The sequence below is a fragment of the Gammaproteobacteria bacterium genome (assembly GCA_029884425.1).
In the GTDB taxonomy this organism is placed as follows: Bacteria; Pseudomonadota; Gammaproteobacteria; order S012-40; family S012-40; genus JAOUHV01.
This window is the reverse complement of sequence record JAOUHV010000006.1, coordinates 29481-45834: the sequence shown is the minus strand read 5'-3', so window position 1 is coordinate 45834 and position 16354 is coordinate 29481. Positions and strand designations below refer to the sequence as shown.

Genomic DNA, 16354 nt, shown 5'->3' with positions numbered 1-16354 from the left:
ATGGCAGAGCATCAAATGCGCACGAGGTTGGCTCATGAGGCAGCACGAATCATGGCCGAAGAAGGGGTAGGTGATTATGGGCAGGCGAAGCGGAAGGCTGCGCAACGTCTGCATCAGCCGACAACTGAGGATTTGCCAAGTAATCAGGAGATTGAACGAGCCCTACGAAAATATCAGAGTTTATTTCGGTTAGAGCAACCAGGGCATTTGCAGGTGTTGCGTAAAGAAGCGTTGCACGCGATGCGGTTTTTCAAACGGTTTTCACCCGTGTTGGTGGGGCCGGTGGCAGACGGCAATGCGGGCAAGTTTTCAGAAATCATTTTGCATTTGTTTGCTGATACCACGGAAGAGGTAACCATTTTCCTTATCAACAACGACATTCCGTTTGATCAAACCCATGTGACGCTGAACATTGCGGGCAAGGGAAAAATTAGTTTCCCCAGTTTTGAATTCATGGCCGGCGATGCGCCAGTGGCCTTGGTGGTGATGCCTGTTTCCACTCAGCGTGCGACTTTGCGCAGTGTGGTGGATGGCAAGCCAGTGGTGAGGCTGGATACCAAACGGTTGCAGGAATTGTTGGTGGCGTGAGAAGTTTACCATCGCGAAAAAGCCGGTTGATCAACCGGCTTTTTGCATTTTGGGTGTTTGCCTATTTTTGATATTTGGCCGGCAAGGGCAGTCTGGCGACACCGCTGTCAACTGCAGCGCGGGCGATGGCCGCAGGCACGACATCAAGCAGGCGTGGATCCAATGGTTTGGGAATAATGTATTCCGAACCGTATTCCAGTTTGTCCTTGTCGTAGGCTTTGCAGACTTCGGCGGGGACGGGCTGTTTGGCCAGTGCGGCTAAGGCATTGACTGCGGCGATTTTCATTTCCTGGTTAATGGTTTTGGCGCGGACATCAAGGGCGCCGCGGAAAATAAACGGGAAGCCCAATGCGTTGTTGACCTGGTTGGGGTAATCGCTGCGGCCAGTGGCCATGATCAGATCGTTGCGAACTGCCAGCGCGACTTCGGGCAATACTTCCGGTACCGGATTGGACAGCGCAAAAATGATGGGCCGCGCAGCCATGGAGCTGATCATCGTTGCATCGATCAGGTTGGGGCCGGAAACACCGATGAACACGTCGGCACCATTCATGGCATCGGCCAGGGTGCGTTTGTCGGTTTTCAGGGCAAACATCTGTTTGTAGCTGTTCAAATCAGTTCGACCATCGTGAATCACGCCGTTGCGGTCAACCAGATACAGGTTTTCAGCGCGCGCGCCCATGGAAAGCAGCAGCTTCATGGAGGCGATGCCTGCGGCGCCGGCACCCAGGCAGACGATGCGGGCATTGGCCAGGGTTTTGCCCTGCAGTTCCAGTGCGTTGGTCAGACCGGCGGCAATGATGATTGCGGTGCCGTGCTGGTCGTCGTGAAAAACCGGAATATCGAGTTTGTTGATCAGCGCGGTTTCGATTTCAAAGCAGTCGGGCGCGGCGATGTCTTCCAGGTTGATGCCGCCGAACGTCGGCGCGATGCGCTCTACGGTGTCGATAAAATCTTTGGCATTGGTGGTGTTTACTTCGATGTCGAACACGTCGATGTTGGCAAAACGTTTGAACAGAACTCCCTTGCCCTCCATGACCGGCTTGCCGGCCAGGGCACCGACGTTGCCCAGGCCAAGGACGGCGGTGCCGTCGGTAATGACCGCGACCAAGTTGCCTTTGGAAGTGTAGCGATAGGCGTTTTCAGGATCGGCGGCAATTTCGCGCACAGGCTCGGCAACGCCGGGGGTATAGGCAAGTGACAATTCCTTTTGAGTGTTGCACGGTTTGCTGGATTCAACGCGGATTTTGCCGGGGGTGGGTTTTTCGTGATAGTCCAGAGCCGCAGATTTTAAGTCTTTGATCATGTTCTTGTTCCTTTTGCCTATCGGGTCAGCATAGCGATTTCAGTCGAGTATGCGCAAGGCACCGGGGTGTTTAATTCTCAGATTCAATCCGTTGCGGTAGGGGAACAGCCAGCCTTTGGCTTCTATTTCATGACTGCGCAAGGCTTCAAGGCTGAAGTTTTTGAAATATTTCAGATCCTCGTCCTCAATGCGTAGCGACACGCGATCGCTGAGTTGTAGCCAGGTAGTGCGATTGCTGGACCAGACTTTTTCCACTTTTCCGCTGATGCGGTAAAAACCATGGTCATGACTCCCCAGGCGATCAGTTGCGATGGCTGCGAAGCGGGGGCTGGCCCACATGCCCAACTGTTGTTGCTGGGCGTGCTTTTCCAGCGCGGCGTAGCAACGATGCGCCCACAGGCTGTTGGGGTCGACAATGTGGGCCGCTAGCCCCTGCTGCAGCATTAAGGCTTGCAGATTTTGACCGTCAGCTAAAAATGGATGGGCGAGCAGGCGCTGGTAGGGGTCGCGGGTGCTTTCATCGAGCCGTAACTGAAGTTGGGGGTTGTCAGCCAGCCAGTGTTGCAGCGCCTGTTTGGCTTGCAGGGCGCCAGGTTCTTCCTGTCTGTTGCGTTGGGTCAATTCCGGGGCGTTGATGGCGGCAAAACGCAGTTTGCGACCATCGCTGAGTAATACAGTATCGCCATCAATGACGCGGCTGACAGTGACAGTTTGGTCAAAGGGCTGATCGGCAGGGCAAAGCGAGGCATCCTCGGCGGCGGCCAGGGCAGGGAACAGCAAAAGCAGTAGGGAATAACGGAATTGCGAAAACAGCAGGTGGAGTACTGCCGGGCGGTTTGACGAAACCACCCGGCGGCAAGCGCAAGGCTTACTTGATGCCGTATTTTTGGCGGAATTTGTCAACACGACCTGCGGTGTCAACAATCTTCTGCTTGCCGGTGTAAAACGGGTGACAAGCGGAGCAAACATCAAGGTGCAGATCCTTTTTGGCGGTGGAGCGGGTTTTAAAGCTCTCGCCACAGCTGCAGCTTACACTTACTTCTACGTATTCGGGATGGGTACCGGATTTCATTGTTCATTCCTCATTCTGGCCAGCCCTACCGCAACCGGACACTATGTCGGGCACCGCAGGGACGAAGGCCGGGATTATACGCAGATCAGCGGGTTGCCACAAGATGAATGCGTTAAGGTCGCGACCGTCCGGTGGCCGTTGTATACTGCTGGAAATCAATTTACGGACAAGTTTCTATGGCGACAGCGATGAGCTACAGCAGTATCCCTGAGGTGTTTCGCACTACCGCGAAGCAGCGTGCTGACCAGACTGCCATCATTTTTATGGGGCGCGAGGTCAGTTTTGGCCAAATTGACCAGCAAAGCGACCGGGTTGCGGCCGGGCTGGCGGCCAGGGGAATTGCCAAGGGCGATCATGTGGCCCTGTATTGCGTCAACTGCGACATTTTTGCGGCGGCTTACCTTGGCATCCTCAAGGCGGGAGCGATCGTTGTGCCGCTCAATTTGTTGCTGACGCCCAAGGAACTGGAATACATCATTAACGATGCCGAGTGTAAGGCATTGATTTATCACGAAGCCTTTGCGGACAACGTTAGCGCGTTCCGTGCTGCAGCTACCCGCCTGGATTTTTGTGTGGCGATAGGCGCCAAACAGTCTGCTGCCGACGATCTTGCCTGGCCGGCGTTGCTGGCCAACGAAGCCGCCGTTCCTGCCCCCATGTTCGACGCGGCGCAGGATGTGGCTTCTGTGCTCTATACCTCCGGTACCACCGGCAAGCCCAAGGGTGCGATGCTGACTCATCGCAATCTGCTGGCTGACACAGCGGGAGTGGTGAAGGCGATAAAAATTCACCCCGGGGAAGACCGCCTGTTGGTGGTGCTGCCGATGTTCCATGCCTTCGCCGCCACGGTGGGCATGTTGACGCCGCTGCTGTACGGCGCGACGCTGGTGCCCGTGCCCAAGTTTGAACCCGATCTGGTGATGAACACCATTGCCCAAACCCAGGCCACGATTTTCCTGGGCGTGCCCAGCATGTACAACGTGCTGCTGAATTTGTCTGACGAACAAGTGGCCAAATTTGCCAGTATCCGTTTCGGTATTTCGGGTGGCGCGGCCATGCCGCAAGAGTTGCTCAAGCGCTTTGAACAACGCTATGGCAAATTTATTTACGAAGGCGACGGTCCGACCGAATGTGGTCCGGTAACCTGCGTCAATCCGATTGATGGTGTGCGCAAGCATGCGTCAGTAGGTTTGCCGATTCCGGGCGTGGAAATGAGCATACGCGATTTGCAGGGTATTGAAGTTGCCGACAACGAAATTGCCGAAATCTGTGTGCGTGGCGACAACGTCATGAAGGGTTATTTCAAGCGTCCGGACGATACCCGCGAAAGTTTCTGGCCAGAAGGCTGGTTCCGTACCGGCGACCTGGGCTATCGCGATGCCGATGGGTATTTCTACATCGTCGATCGCATCAAAGACATGGTGATCGTCAACGGTATGAATGTCTATCCACGCGTGGTGGAAGAAGTGCTTTACGAACATCCCGATATTCGTGAAGCGGCGGTGATCGGTGAACCGCACGAGTCGCATGGCGAAATTCCGGTGGCGTACGTTTCATTGCAGCCCGGCAAAGAAATAAACGCAACGGATATCAAAACATTTTGCCGCGACCGTTTAGGTCGTCACCAGATTCCGCGCCGGATTCATTTCCTGGCTGAATTGCCAAAAAATGCCGCCGGTAAAATTCTCAAGCGCGAATTGCGCAAACACGGCGAGTTAGAGCGCGGTATCGACAGCCGCGAAGAAGCATAAGCCACAGACAGCATTGTTAGGAAAAAATATGGCAGGGCAGAAAACCCTCTATTGGTACGACTACGAAACCTTCGGCGCCAATCCCATGTACGATCGGTTGGTGCAATTTGCCGGCGTGCGTACCGACGAAGATCTGAACATCATTGGTGAGCCGCTGATGATGTACTGCAAGCCCGCAGATGATTTTTTGCCGCAACCCATTTCCAGCTTGATTACGGGCATCACGCCGCAAAAAGCCTTGCTTGAAGGCATTCCCGAAGCGGAATTTATTCGGCGCATCAACGCAGAATTTTCCCAACCAAATACCTGCGTGTTGGGTTACAACAATTTGCGTTTTGATGACGAATTTACCCGTTACAGTTTGTATCGCAATTTGCTGGATCCCTATGCGCGTGAATGGCGGGATGGATGCTCGCGCTGGGATTTACTTGATGTGGTGCGGATGACGCGCGCGTTGCGCCCTGAAGGCATCGTTTGGCCGAGCAACGATGAAGGTCGGCCCAGCGTGCGTCTGGAAGATCTGACCAAAGCCAATCAGGTGTCGCATGAATCGGCGCATGATGCGCTAAGTGACGTTTACGCGACTATCAGCATTGCGCGACTGATCAAGGAAAAACAACCCAAGCTGTACGATTACGCCTATCAGAATCGCGGTAAAAACCAGGTGCTGAAAATGCTCAATCTGCGCGAGCAAAAACCTGTAATTCATATTTCCGGCATGTATCCCGTTGAGCAGGGCAACATGGCCATCGTCGTGCCGATTGCCAATCACCCGACCAACAAAAACGGTGTGATGGTGTTTGATCTGAGCCACGATCCGACGCCGTTGTTCAAAATGAACGTGGAAGAAATTCACGAGCGCATTTTTACACCGACGGCAGAAATGGCGGAGGGCGTGGATCGCTTGCCGATCAAAACCGTACATGCCAACAAGTGCCCCATCATTGCGCCGATGACCACCCTGAGTGGCGCGCAGGCAAAAAAATACGGCATTGATCTGAACGTTATCCGCAATCATCTGGCGATACTGACCAGTGGTGCACCGCTGAACAAAAAATTGCAGCAGGTATTAAATAGTACAGAATTTGAAAAACGCACTGACCCGGATTACATGCTCTACGGCGGCCCGTTTTTCAGTCAGGATGACCGAGCACGCATGGATCAGATTCAGCAACTGTCACCGCAGCAATTGGCGGATCACCAGCCGGTGTTTGATGACAAGCGTTTGCCGGAAATGTTGTTCCGCTACCGTGCGCGCAACTGGCCGGAAAGTTTGTCGGTCGCGGAGCGGGCGCAGTGGGATGAATTCCGTGCCGAGCGCCTGACCAAGCAGGAAGGCGAACGACTAAATTTTGCGGCATTTTTTGATGAAATCGAGCGGCTGCGTGCCGAGCCGGACCGCCTGGGTCCGGACTGGGCGATACTGGATGAGCTTGAATCCTACGGAAAAGCGTTGCGCGCTGGCGTGTAAAGCGTTGTCAGTTTTGTTGAGTCAGCTCGATAGCTAAATTGCTGTTGTTGATATGCTGAAATGGACCGGCGGATTTCTCCGCCGGTCTTTGCAAATTACGCATCCACAGATTGAACGATGCCGCTGTGTCGCAGTAGTGCGTCGATTTGTGGTTCGCGGCCACGAAATTCGACAAACAATTCCATCGGTTCTTTTGAGCCGCCATTGGCGAGAACGCTGTTGAGGAATTTTAAACCCGTCTCGCGATCGAATATGCCGTTTTCTTCGAACAGTGAAAACGCATCCGCCGACAATACTTCCGCCCACTTGTAGCTGTAGTAACCTGCGGCGTAACCGCCGGCAAAAATGTGCGAGAAGCTGTGGGCAAAGCGATTGAATGAAGGTGGTTGTACCACCGCAATCTCTTTGCGAACGTCATTGAGTACATCGTAAATCCGGCCAGATTTGGCGGGGTCGAATTCCAGATGCACGCGGAAATCGAAAATTGAAAATTCTATTTGTCGCAACATCTGCATGCCGGATTGGAAATTACGTGCAGCGAGCATGCGCTTAAACAATTCGTCAGGAATGTTTGCGCCGGTTTCGTAATGCTTGGCAAACAGGTTGAGTGCCTGACGATCCCAGCACCAGTTTTCCATAAACTGGCTGGGCAGTTCGACCGCATCCCAGGGAACGCCGCTGATGCCGGAGACGCTGGGGTAATCAATTTGCGTCAGCATGTGATGCAGGCCGTGACCGAATTCGTGAAACAGTGTTTCAACTTCATCGTGAGTGAACAGCGCTGGCTTGTCGCCCACGGGAGGGGTGAAGTTGCAGGTCAGGTAGGCCACTGGTGTTTGCAGTTGGCCATTCTTTTTCATGCGTGGCAGGCAATCATCCATCCACGCGCCGCCGCGTTTCTTTTGGCGTGCGTACAGGTCCAGATAAAACTGGCCGCGCACGCTGCCATCGTCTTGCAGAATTTCATAAAACCGCACGTCTTTGTGCCAGGTGTCGACGCCGGTTTTTTCGCGAATTTTCAAACCATATAATTTTTCAACCACGGCGAACATGCCGGGGATGACATTGGTTTCGGGGAAGTAAGGTTTGAGTTCTTCCTGGGTGATGGCGTATTTGTGCTGACGCAATTTCTCGCCGTAGTAGCTGTAATCCCACGCCTGCAAATCAGTCACGCCAAATTGATTTTTGGCGAAATCGCGCAATTCCTTGAGTTCTGCATGGGCCATGGGCTGTGAGCGCTTGGCCAAATCAGTGAGGAAGTTCATCACCTGGTCAGTTCGGGTGGCCATTTTGGTGGCAAGGGAGCGTTCGGCGTAATTGTGAAAGCCGAGCAGTTGTGCGGCTTGATGACGCAGCGCGAGGATTTCATCCATGACCGGGCCGTTGTCCCATTGGCCGGCATTGGGGCCTTCATCGGATGCGCGGGTCACGTAGGCGGTGTACATTTCTTTGCGCAGTTCGCGGTTGTCGGCGTAGGTGATCAGCGGGAAGTAGGATGGAAATTCCAGCGTCAGCAACCAGCCTTGTTTGTCTTGTTGTTGTGCTGCCTGACGCGCCAAGCCAAGCGCTGATTCCGGCAAACCGGCCAGCTCGGATTCGTCGCTGATCAGTTTGGTGAATGCCTGGGTTGCGTCCAGCAAGTTTTCTTCAAATTTGGATGTCAGGTTGGATAGTTTCTGCATGATGTCTTTGTAGGCATCTTTTTTCTCGGCGCTGAGTTCCACCCCGGAAAGACGAAAATCACGCAGGGCATTGTCGATGATTTTTTTCTGCGCATGATCAAGGCGACGATATTCGTCGCCATCGGCGATTTGTTTGAAGGCGTGAAACAGGCGCTCATTTTGGCCCATTTCGGTAGCATAGGCACTGAGCTTGGGCAGGCAGGCATTGTAGGCTTCGCGCAGCGAGTCGCTGTTGACCACGGAATTCATGTGGCTGACAGGTGACCAGGCGCGGCTGAGTTGCGCTTCGATTTCCTCTAGGGGCTGGACCAAGTTGTCCCAGCTATAGTTGCTGTTGGCGTCAAGTAATTGCTGAACAGTTTGCCGGTTACGTGTGGTCAATTGGTCGATGGCATCTTCAGCGTGTTCGGGTTGAATGGCAGAAAACGCGGGCAGGCCTTCATTGCGCAGTAATGGATTGTTGGTCATTAGGTTTTCCACTTGTTAAAGTAGTTGGTCGTATGACAGTAACTTTAACATGACTGGTTTGTCAGTCACAGTTTTGGCGGAGCAGCGCATGAGCAAGCACTATGATTTGATCGCCATTGGCGCTGGTAGTGGCGGGATTTCGGTGGCGGAAAAAGCCGCCGCCTACGGCAAAAAAGTGGCCGTGGTCGAGGATGACATGATCGGCGGCACTTGCGTGAATCGCGGTTGTGTACCCAAAAAAGTCATGTGGTACGGGGCGCAGCTTGCGGAAATGCTGCATGATGCGGCGGATTATGGATTTGCAGTACAGAGCAATGGTTTGGATTGGCGTGGCCTGGTGGAAAAACGCGAAAGCTACATCGGCAATATCACCGGCTGGTACCATGGTTATTTGAAAGATTTGGGTATTGATGAGCTGGTAGGCACGGCGCGGTTTGTTGACAGTCGCACGCTGGAGGTGTCGGGCCAAACCTACACTGCGGACAAAATTGTGATCAGCACGGGCAGTGTGCCGGCGCGTCCTCGGTTGCCGGGGGCGGAACTGGGCATGACCTCCGATGGTTTTTTTGAGTTGACTGAACAGCCTCGTCGGGTAGCGATTGTTGGTGCGGGATATATCGCAACAGAACTGGCCTGTGTGTTGCGCCACTTGGGTAGCGAAGTGACGGTGTTGCTGCGCGGTCAGCAGTTGCTGGAGCGATTTGATCCGTTGCTGCGCGAGGTGCTGATGGATGAAATGCAAAAAGATGGCATCAAACTGGTGTCGTGTATTGAACTAAACGCGCTGGAAAAAGCTAGTGACGGTACGCTGCAGTTGCGCAGCAATCGCGGTGAGCATTTGTCGAATTTTGATGCAGTGATCTGGGCAATAGGCCGGCAGCCGCGCACAGCGGAGCTGAATCTGGCCGCAGCCGGTGTGCAAGTGGATGAAAATGGCTTCATTATTGCTGACGATATGCAGCACACCAACGTGCCTGGGATTTATGCCATTGGCGATGTCACGGGTCGAGCGGCGTTGACACCGGTGGCGATTGCCGCAGGACGTCGTCTGGCGGATCGTTTGTTTGCCGGCAAGCACAATCGCAAGGTGGATTATTCGCAAATTCCCACGGTGGTTTTTACTCATCCGCCGATAGGTACGGTTGGCCTGACCGAGGATGAAGCGCGTCGCGAGTATGGTGACGCAGTGAAAATTTATCAAACACGATTCACCTCGATGAAGTACGCTTTTACCCGTCGTCAGGTAAAAACGGCGATGAAACTGGTGACCGTGGGCGCAGAGGAAAAAATCGTGGGTTGCCACATCATCGGCAACGGCGCGGACGAAATGCTGCAAGGATTTGCCGTGGCGATTCGCATGGGGGCGTGCAAAGCGGATTTTGATGACACCATCGCGATTCATCCGTCCAGCGCGGAAGAATTGGTAACGATGCGCTAAAGTTGGAGTGAGGAAAAGTTAATGGCGATTAGAGCGTACAAAGATCATCACCCGGACATCGCGCCGGGTGTGTATGTCGACGACATGGCCCTGGTGGTGGGTCGGGTGAGCATTGGTCGCGACGCGTCCATCTGGCCAATGTCGGTGGTGCGTGGAGACGTGCACAGCATTTGCATCGGCGAACGGACTAACGTGCAAGATGGTTCCGTGCTGCATGTGACGGCGGACAATCAATTCAACCCTGGCGGCTTTGGGTTGACCATCGGCAACGATGTGACGATAGGTCACGGCGCGATTTTACATGCATGCACGATTGAAGATTTTTGCCTGATCGGCATGGGTGCGACTGTGCTGGATGGTGCGATTGTTCGCGCCAAGGCAATGGTGGCAGCAGGTTCGGTGGTTCCGCCGGGCAAAGAACTGGAAGGCGGCTATTTGTGGATGGGTTCGCCTGTGCAAAAGGCACGTCCGCTCAAGCCAAAGGAGTTGGAGTACCTGACCTATTCTTCCGGTCACTATGTGCGCTTGAAAAACGAATATCTGAATGATCGCTAAAGAAAATTCAAGTTTGCGTGGAAGCTGTCGAATATTGCAACAGTAGATAAGGTGTTGAATTGTTTTATCAGGCACCAGGGAGTAAACGAGAGGAAAGGCTATGCGTTATTGGTTGATGGGATTTGCGTTGTTCTTGGGGGTTTCCAGCGTCACGATGGCGGAAACACGTTACGTGATGGATGTGATGTATGTGACCTTGCGTACCACGGCAGGTGAGGATTCTAGTTTGGTAAAAACCATTCGCAGTGGAACCAAGCTGGAAATTCTGGAAGACACTGGTGATTACGTTCGGGCATCGATGGAAGACGGCACAGAAGGTTGGGTGCGGTCTCGCTATTTGCAAAATCAACCAACGGCAGCAGAGCGCTTGGCGAGTTTGGAGCGCGAGCTGGCGGCAGTGACCAAAGAGCGCGACTCGCTGAAATCCAGCAGCGGTGAATTCAAGGACAAAGCCAAAGACACGGACAAAGAACTAAAGCGTCTGCTGTCAGAAAATCAAAAGCTGGAAAAACAATTTAAAGACATCAGCGAAGCTGCAGCAGAACCGCTGAAGCTGAGCAAGCAAAATGAAGAACTGACTGCCAGTAACGCAACGATGCGTACCGAGCTGGAGACGTTGCGCCACAAGGTCACTGAAATGGAAGATACCTCGGATCTGGAATGGTTTATCAGTGGCGGTATTATCATTTTCGTCGGTGTGCTGATTGGCCTAGTTCTGCCAAACCTGCGCAGCCGTCGCGGTAGCTGGGCATAGTTCCAAACAAATTTACGCTATACTGACGGCCCTGTTTTCAGGGCCGTTTTTTTTCGTCAAGGAAATCTGTATGGATCATTACGCGGTCATTGGTAATCCTATTAGTCATAGCAAGTCGCCGAAAATTCACGCCGAATTTGCCCGTCAGACCGGGCAGGCGATGGACTACAGCGCGCAGTTGGCACCGCTGGAAGGTTTTGCGCAGACCGTGCGCTCTCTGGTGGGTGAGGGCTATCGCGGCATGAACGTGACGGTGCCGTTCAAGGAACAAGCATGGCAGTTGGTGGATGAATTGGCGCCACGTGCCAAAAAAGCCGGCGCGGTGAATACCATTGTGGTGCAGCCGAATGGCAAATTGCGCGGGGATAACACCGACGGCGTGGGTTTGGTGAGTGATCTGGCGCGCAATGGCGTTGCGCTGGCTGGCAAGCGCGTGCTGGTACTGGGGGCCGGCGGCGCGGTGCGTGGGGTGTTGTCACCGTTGTTGGCGGAAAAGCCGGCGTTACTGGTGCTGGCCAATCGTACCTTGTCGCGTGCCGAGGAATTGGCGCAATTGTTTGCCGATGAGGGACAGCTTCAAGCGCGCAGTTTCGAACAACTGGCGGCGGATGGTCGGGCGTTTGATGTGGTGATCAATGGTACGGCGGCGAGTCTGCAGGGTGAGGTGCCGCCTATCGGCGAGGCCAGTGTTGCCGGGGCGAGCTGCTACGACATGATGTATGGCGACAAACCGACGGCATTTTTGGCTTGGTGCGCGCAGCACGGTGCGGCCAAGTGTGTGGATGGTTTGGGGATGCTGGTCGAGCAGGCGGCCGAGGCATTTTACCTATGGCGCGGCTGTCGGCCGCGCACTGCCGAGGTTATTCGTCAGCTCCGCGCCTAGCGGGTGCCAAACACGACGATGGTTTTGCCGCTGACCGAAATCAGGTGCTGATCTTCCAGTTCCTTGAGAACGCGGCCAGCCATTTCGCGTGAACAGCCTACGATGCGACCGAGTTCCTGACGGGTAATCTTGATCTGCATGCCGTCCGGGTGAGTGATGGCATCGGGCTCCTTGCTCAGGTCGAGCAGGGTGCGGGCGATGCGACCGGTCACGTCCATGAACGCCAAGTCACCCACTTTGCGACTGGTTTTGCGCAGACGCGAGGCCATTTGGCTAGACAGGGCGAACAGCAGGTTGGGTTCTTCGACCGCTAGCGACTTGAATTTGCCGTAGCTCAATTCACCCAAAACACAGTCAGTACGTGCCCGAACCCAGGCGCTGCGTCCCAGGCCGGCTTCTTCGAACAGGCCCATTTCCCCGAAAAAATCGCCCTTATTGAGGTAGGCCAGCACAATTTCCCGTCCTTCATCCTGTTCCATCACTACAGCCACCGAGCCTTCGATGATGTAGTACAACACGTCGGGTTGGTCGCCGGCGTAGATGATCAGGGTCTTGGTAGGGTAGCGGCGGCGATGGCAATGGGTGAGAAAGCTTTCAATCGGCGCGGACACGACCTTGGGTTTGTCGGGAATGGGGTTGGCGCTCATAATGCTGTCCTTTGTTCACTGGGCGGTTCATTAAATAAGCTTTGGGCTTATGTTAGTATAACGGCAGCTTTTTTTTGGAGTTGAAGGCAATGACGGCGATGAAGGCAAGAGTCAAATGGGTAGAAGGTGCCACGTTTGTGGGGGAGTCCGGTTCCGGCCACGCGGTGGTGATGGACGGTCCGGCTGACGGCGGTGGTCGTAACCTGGGGGTTCGCCCTATGGAAATGCTGTTGCTGGGAACCGGGGGCTGCTCTGCCTACGACGTGGTTCATATCCTGAAAAAGGGCCGTCAGCCTATTCTGGATTGCTATGTTGAGCTTTCTGCAGAGCGCGCCGACACTGCACCGGCGGTGTTTACCAAAATCCATCTGCATTTTGTGGTAACGGGCAGCGCCAATCTCAAAGAAGCCCAGGTCAAACGCGCGGTGGAATTGTCTGCTGAAAAGTATTGCTCTGCGTCCATCATGCTGGGCAAGGTGTGCGAAGTGACGCACAGCCACGAAGTCCGTGTTGCCGAGGAGGCATAGCATGCAGCGTCCCGCACCGACCACCGGTATGCGTCACGTGGCGCTGTTCGTCAAAGACCTGGAAGCCTGCGAGCATTTCTATGTCGATTTGATGGGAATGGCGGTGGAATGGCGCCCAGACCCGGATAACGTCTACCTTAGTGGTGGTGTGGATAATCTGGCTCTGCATCGGGCGACGTTCACTGCTGCCCCCAGTAGCGAGCAAAAGCTTGATCATATTGGATTTATTGTCGACAAAATGGCCGATGTGGATGATTGGTTTGGCTTTTTGAAGGCCAATGGGGTGCGGATTCGCAACGAGCCGCGTACCCATAGGGATGGGGCGCGCAGTTTTTATTGCTACGATCCTGATGACATTGTGGTCCAAATTATTTATCATCCGCCCCTTTCGGATAAAGGTGCGAGATAGCAAGTGGCGGGCAGCTGGCGCTTGATCGTTTTATCCTCGGGGGCCGCTTTGTGGGCGGCGTTGTTGTACAGCTAGTTGCCAGAGGGGATTGTCAATGCCTCTTTACCAGGACAAATTAAGACTTCATGGCTTTAATAATCTAACTAAGTCATTGAGTTTTAACATTTATGATATTTGCTACACGCGCACTGAACAGCAGCGCCGTGAGTACATTGCGTACATCGATGAAGAGTACAATGCCGCGCGTCTGACCAAGATTCTGACCGAGGTGTCCAATCTGATCGGTGCGAACGTGCTCAATATCGCCCATCAGGACTACGATCCCGAGGGTGCGAGCGTAACTATCCTGATCTCTGAGGAGCCGGTGGTTACCGAGAACTTGGTTGCAGGTGATGTTGGTGGTGAACACCCCGGTCCATTGCCCGAAACGGTGGTTGGTCATCTGGACAAGAGCCATATCACGGTGCACACCTATCCGGAGAGTCATCCTCACGAAGGTATCAGTACCTTCCGTGCGGACATTGACGTGTCTACCTGTGGTCGGATTTCGCCGCTGCGCGCGTTGAACTTCCTGATCCACAGTTTTGATTCGGACATCGTAATCATGGATTACCGCGTGCGCGGTTTTACCCGTGACGTGGACGGTAAAAAGCATTACATCGATCATCCGATCAATTCCATCCAGAATTACCTGTCGGATGACACCAAGGATCGCTACAAGATGGTTGACGTCAACATCTATCAGGAAAATGTTTTCCACACCAAGATGTTGCTCAACGATTTTGACCTGAACAATTATTTGTTCGGTATTTCTGAGTCAGATCTTACTGAAGATGAAGCCGAGCGTATTCGGTTGAAACTGCAGCGGGAAATGCAGGAAATCTTCTTCGGACGCAACTACGGCAATCCGTAAGCGCAGCCGAAACGCAAAAAAGGCCAGCAATGCTGGCCTTTTTTGTGCGCGTTCGGTTTAGGCGTTAAATTCGGTACGCGGTGGTGGTCATGATCTTGGAGCTGAGTTTCATCAGTGCCTTGATCGGCGCGGGCAGAGCGGCACCGCCGGCGCGCAACGCAGTATCGGCGTGGTGAACTTCGTCGATTTTCATTTGCTCAATAATCACCCGGCTGCGCTCATCCTGCTTGGGCAGCTCGGTCAGGTGATGGTCCAGATGTTTTTCCACCTGACGCTCGGTTTCCACCACGAACCCTAGGCTCCATTTGTCACCGGCGATACCGGCAGCGGCACCGATGGCCAGCGAGCCGGCGTACCACAGCGGATTGAGCACGCTCTTGTGGCTGTCCAGTTCCTTGAGGCGCTGGTCGCACCATTCCAGATGATCATTTTCTTCCTCGGCGGCGCGCTGCATGGTTTTGCGCACGGCGCTTTTGCGCGCAGTAAGCGCTTGCCCCTGATACAGCGCCTGGGCGCAGACTTCGCCGGTATGGTTGACGCGCATCAGGCCAGCCGAGTGGCGGCGTTCGGCATCGGACAGGGTGCTGTCGGCAACGCCTTGGGCCGGGTTGGGGCGCTCGGTGACTTCAGGGCGACCGAACAGGGTGCGCAGACCCTGGTCCAAATTGATGACGGCGAGATCGAGTGGCGAGAGTCGGCGTGATGACATGGGTGATTACTCAAGTTGACGGTGGAATAACACTAGCGGATGGAGCAGTTCGGTGTCCAGTCCCCGCTGGCGCAGTTGGCCGGCCAGGTGCAGTGCGCAACCAATATTGGTGGATACGATAATGTCGGGTTTGGCGGCAAGCAACTGATCCAGGGTTTGTTGTCCCAGGCGCTGCGCGATGTCCGGTTGACTTAGCATATTGCTGCCACCGGCGCCGCAGCAGCCAGAGGCGCCAGGGGTGATCAGTTTGATGTCGGGAATGTGGGCAAGCAGACGCTCCACTGCCTGTGGCTGGCCAATCACATTGCGATGCGAGCAGGGTTGGTGAATGGCTACATTCTTTGGCAGTGGTCGTAGCTGCAGCGAGCGTAATTGTTCTAGCTGGCTGAGGTAGTGGCAGGCTTCAGCCGCACGATCGGCGAATAGCCTGGGGTAATCCTTTAGCGTGGCGCCGCAGCCCGTGGCCAAAAAAATGATGGGCAGATCGTTGTCGAAGGCGGCTAGATTTTGCTGCTGTAGCTGCGCGAAGTTTTGAGTGTCGCCGGAATGTTGCGCCAATGCACCACAGCATTGTTGTTGGGCGGGTGTGGCGACTTCGATGCCGCAGGCGGACAGGATGCGCTGGCAAGCAGTGATGCTGTTGCTGTCCAGGCTTTCGTTGGCGCAGCCGGTGAACAGGTTGACCTGGGCCGTGGTCGGCTGGGAAAAATCGCGAAATGCCGGTGCCAGTTCGCGAGGTAAAAGTCGGCGGGCAGTTTCGGCGCGGCCGAAAAGAGGCAGGCGGGTCAAGCCGATTCGTTGGGCCAATCTTGTCAGTGCCAGCGGCCACTGTCGCCAGTGCCGGCGGACAGCGAAATTGTTGAGCCAGTTTGATGGCTGCGGCTGAAGCTGTCGGCCCAGGTTGTAGATTTGTGCGTACTCAACGCCGGAAGGGCATTTTTTTTCGCAGTTGCGGCACAGCAGGCAATGGTCGATGTGCGCCTGGGCGTGGGTGTCGGCGGTTAGCTGGCCGCTGGCCAGGCCGCGAATCAGGGCAATGCGACCGCGCGGTGATTCGTTTTCGTCACCAAACAACTGGTAGGTCGGGCAGTGGCTGGAGCACATGCCGCACATAACACAGCGATCGGTGAGGTTACTGATCTGGGCTTCCAGCGAATTTTGTGGTTTGGTCAAGGCATTGC

At 54.5% G+C, this 16354-nt stretch carries 17 protein-coding genes; 10 read left to right on the top strand and 7 right to left on the bottom strand.

The annotated features are described in order from the left end of the window. Positions 1-588, top strand: coding sequence for a hypothetical protein (locus tag OEW58_02765; GenBank protein ID MDH5300267.1), 588 nt, complete (start codon positions 1-3; stop codon positions 586-588). 61 nt (positions 589-649) lie between these two features. Here OEW58_02765 and OEW58_02760 read toward each other — a convergent pair whose 3' ends face one another. The 3 genes from OEW58_02760 to rpmE are packed head-to-tail and all read right to left on the bottom strand — an operon-like array spanning position 650 to position 2966. Further along, positions 650-1894 (bottom strand): malate dehydrogenase, encoded by a 1245-nt coding sequence (locus tag OEW58_02760; GenBank protein MDH5300266.1) that lies wholly within the window; start codon positions 1892-1894, stop codon positions 650-652. A gap of 39 nt (positions 1895-1933) precedes the next feature. Further along, positions 1934-2797 (bottom strand): thermonuclease family protein, encoded by an 864-nt coding sequence (locus OEW58_02755; protein MDH5300265.1) that lies wholly within the window; start codon positions 2795-2797, stop codon positions 1934-1936. After that, on the bottom strand, positions 2763-2966 hold the full coding sequence (gene rpmE, locus OEW58_02750; GenBank protein ID MDH5300264.1) for a 50S ribosomal protein L31: 204 nt from the start codon (positions 2964-2966) through the stop codon (positions 2763-2765). Before rpmE ends, OEW58_02755 begins: the two co-directional genes overlap by 35 nt. A gap of 176 nt (positions 2967-3142) precedes the next feature. Between rpmE and OEW58_02745 the strand changes: the two genes are divergently transcribed. Together OEW58_02745 and sbcB are read left to right on the top strand one after the other, a co-directional pair. Continuing rightward, complete coding sequence (locus OEW58_02745) at positions 3143-4717, top strand: long-chain fatty acid--CoA ligase (protein MDH5300263.1); 1575 nt, start codon at positions 3143-3145, stop codon at positions 4715-4717. 28 nt (positions 4718-4745) lie between these two features. Beyond that, complete coding sequence (sbcB, locus tag OEW58_02740) at positions 4746-6188, top strand: exodeoxyribonuclease I (GenBank protein ID MDH5300262.1); 1443 nt, start codon at positions 4746-4748, stop codon at positions 6186-6188. Between the two features lie 95 nt (positions 6189-6283). Here sbcB and prlC read toward each other — a convergent pair whose 3' ends face one another. Next, entirely contained in the window at positions 6284-8338 is a 2055-nt protein-coding gene (gene prlC, locus OEW58_02735) for an oligopeptidase A (GenBank protein MDH5300261.1), read from the bottom strand. 88 nt (positions 8339-8426) lie between these two features. Between prlC and gorA the strand changes: the two genes are divergently transcribed. The 4 genes from gorA to aroE all read left to right on the top strand — a co-directional run bounded on the left by gorA (position 8427) and on the right by aroE (position 11968). Beyond that, on the top strand, positions 8427-9776 hold the full coding sequence (gene gorA / locus OEW58_02730) for a glutathione-disulfide reductase (GenBank protein ID MDH5300260.1): 1350 nt from the start codon (positions 8427-8429) through the stop codon (positions 9774-9776). Positions 9777-9797: 21 nt separating this feature from the next. Then, positions 9798-10331: a gamma carbonic anhydrase family protein gene (locus OEW58_02725; protein ID MDH5300259.1), complete on the top strand. Its 534-nt coding sequence runs from the start codon at positions 9798-9800 to the stop codon at positions 10329-10331. Positions 10332-10431: 100 nt separating this feature from the next. Continuing rightward, a complete protein-coding gene (locus OEW58_02720; GenBank protein MDH5300258.1) occupies positions 10432-11085 on the top strand; it encodes a TIGR04211 family SH3 domain-containing protein in 654 nt (217 codons plus the stop codon). Between the two features lie 70 nt (positions 11086-11155). Next, on the top strand, positions 11156-11968 hold the full coding sequence (gene aroE / locus OEW58_02715; GenBank protein ID MDH5300257.1) for a shikimate dehydrogenase: 813 nt from the start codon (positions 11156-11158) through the stop codon (positions 11966-11968). Here the strand turns inward: aroE and crp are convergent. Then, positions 11965-12615 carry a cAMP-activated global transcriptional regulator CRP gene (crp, locus tag OEW58_02710; GenBank protein MDH5300256.1) on the bottom strand — a complete coding sequence of 217 codons (651 nt, stop codon included), beginning with the start codon at positions 12613-12615 and terminating at the stop codon, positions 11965-11967. The genes aroE and crp overlap by 4 nt on opposite strands. A gap of 98 nt (positions 12616-12713) precedes the next feature. On the opposite strand from crp, the gene OEW58_02705 reads away from it, so the two are divergent. The 3 genes from OEW58_02705 (at position 12714) to speD (ending at position 14464) form a co-directional block, all read left to right on the top strand. Continuing rightward, complete coding sequence (locus tag OEW58_02705; GenBank protein ID MDH5300255.1) at positions 12714-13142, top strand: OsmC family protein; 429 nt, start codon at positions 12714-12716, stop codon at positions 13140-13142. Between the two features lies 1 nt (position 13143). Continuing rightward, positions 13144-13551: a VOC family protein gene (locus OEW58_02700; protein ID MDH5300254.1), complete on the top strand. Its 408-nt coding sequence runs from the start codon at positions 13144-13146 to the stop codon at positions 13549-13551. A gap of 94 nt (positions 13552-13645) precedes the next feature. After that, the gene (gene speD / locus OEW58_02695) at positions 13646-14464 is read left to right on the top strand and encodes an adenosylmethionine decarboxylase (GenBank protein MDH5300253.1); all 819 of its coding nucleotides are present in this window, start codon (positions 13646-13648) and stop codon (positions 14462-14464) included. A 64-nt stretch (positions 14465-14528) separates the two neighbouring features. Here the strand turns inward: speD and coq7 are convergent, their stop codons facing one another. Next, the gene (coq7, locus tag OEW58_02690; protein ID MDH5300252.1) at positions 14529-15173 is read right to left on the bottom strand and encodes a 2-polyprenyl-3-methyl-6-methoxy-1,4-benzoquinone monooxygenase; all 645 of its coding nucleotides are present in this window, start codon (positions 15171-15173) and stop codon (positions 14529-14531) included. Positions 15174-15179: 6 nt separating this feature from the next. Then, positions 15180-16346, bottom strand: a complete 1167-nt coding sequence (locus OEW58_02685) for a heterodisulfide reductase-related iron-sulfur binding cluster (GenBank protein ID MDH5300251.1) — start codon at positions 16344-16346, stop codon at positions 15180-15182. Positions 16347-16354: the final 8 nt, after the last annotated feature.

Bases quoted from the DNA above. Each gene is read 5' to 3' on its own strand.
- OEW58_02705 (MDH5300255.1), top strand. From the start codon at position 12,714: ATGAAGGCAAGAGTCAAATGGGTAGAAGGTGCCACGTTTGTGGGGGAG.
- gorA (MDH5300260.1), top strand. From the start codon at position 8,427: ATGAGCAAGCACTATGATTTGATCGCCATTGGCGCTGGTAGTGGCGGG.
- OEW58_02765 (MDH5300267.1), top strand. From the start codon at position 1: ATGGCAGAGCATCAAATGCGCACGAGGTTGGCTCATGAGGCAGCACGA.
- sbcB (MDH5300262.1), top strand. From the start codon at position 4,746: ATGGCAGGGCAGAAAACCCTCTATTGGTACGACTACGAAACCTTCGGC.
- rpmE (MDH5300264.1), bottom strand. From the start codon at position 2,966: ATGAAATCCGGTACCCATCCCGAATACGTAGAAGTAAGTGTAAGCTGC.
- coq7 (MDH5300252.1), bottom strand. From the start codon at position 15,173: ATGTCATCACGCCGACTCTCGCCACTCGATCTCGCCGTCATCAATTTG.
- crp (MDH5300256.1), bottom strand. From the start codon at position 12,615: ATGAGCGCCAACCCCATTCCCGACAAACCCAAGGTCGTGTCCGCGCCG.
- OEW58_02725 (MDH5300259.1), top strand. From the start codon at position 9,798: ATGGCGATTAGAGCGTACAAAGATCATCACCCGGACATCGCGCCGGGT.
- OEW58_02760 (MDH5300266.1), bottom strand. From the start codon at position 1,894: ATGATCAAAGACTTAAAATCTGCGGCTCTGGACTATCACGAAAAACCC.
- OEW58_02700 (MDH5300254.1), top strand. From the start codon at position 13,144: ATGCAGCGTCCCGCACCGACCACCGGTATGCGTCACGTGGCGCTGTTC.
- prlC (MDH5300261.1), bottom strand. From the start codon at position 8,338: ATGACCAACAATCCATTACTGCGCAATGAAGGCCTGCCCGCGTTTTCT.
- OEW58_02720 (MDH5300258.1), top strand. From the start codon at position 10,432: ATGCGTTATTGGTTGATGGGATTTGCGTTGTTCTTGGGGGTTTCCAGC.
- aroE (MDH5300257.1), top strand. From the start codon at position 11,156: ATGGATCATTACGCGGTCATTGGTAATCCTATTAGTCATAGCAAGTCG.
- speD (MDH5300253.1), top strand. From the start codon at position 13,646: ATGCCTCTTTACCAGGACAAATTAAGACTTCATGGCTTTAATAATCTA.
- OEW58_02745 (MDH5300263.1), top strand. From the start codon at position 3,143: ATGGCGACAGCGATGAGCTACAGCAGTATCCCTGAGGTGTTTCGCACT.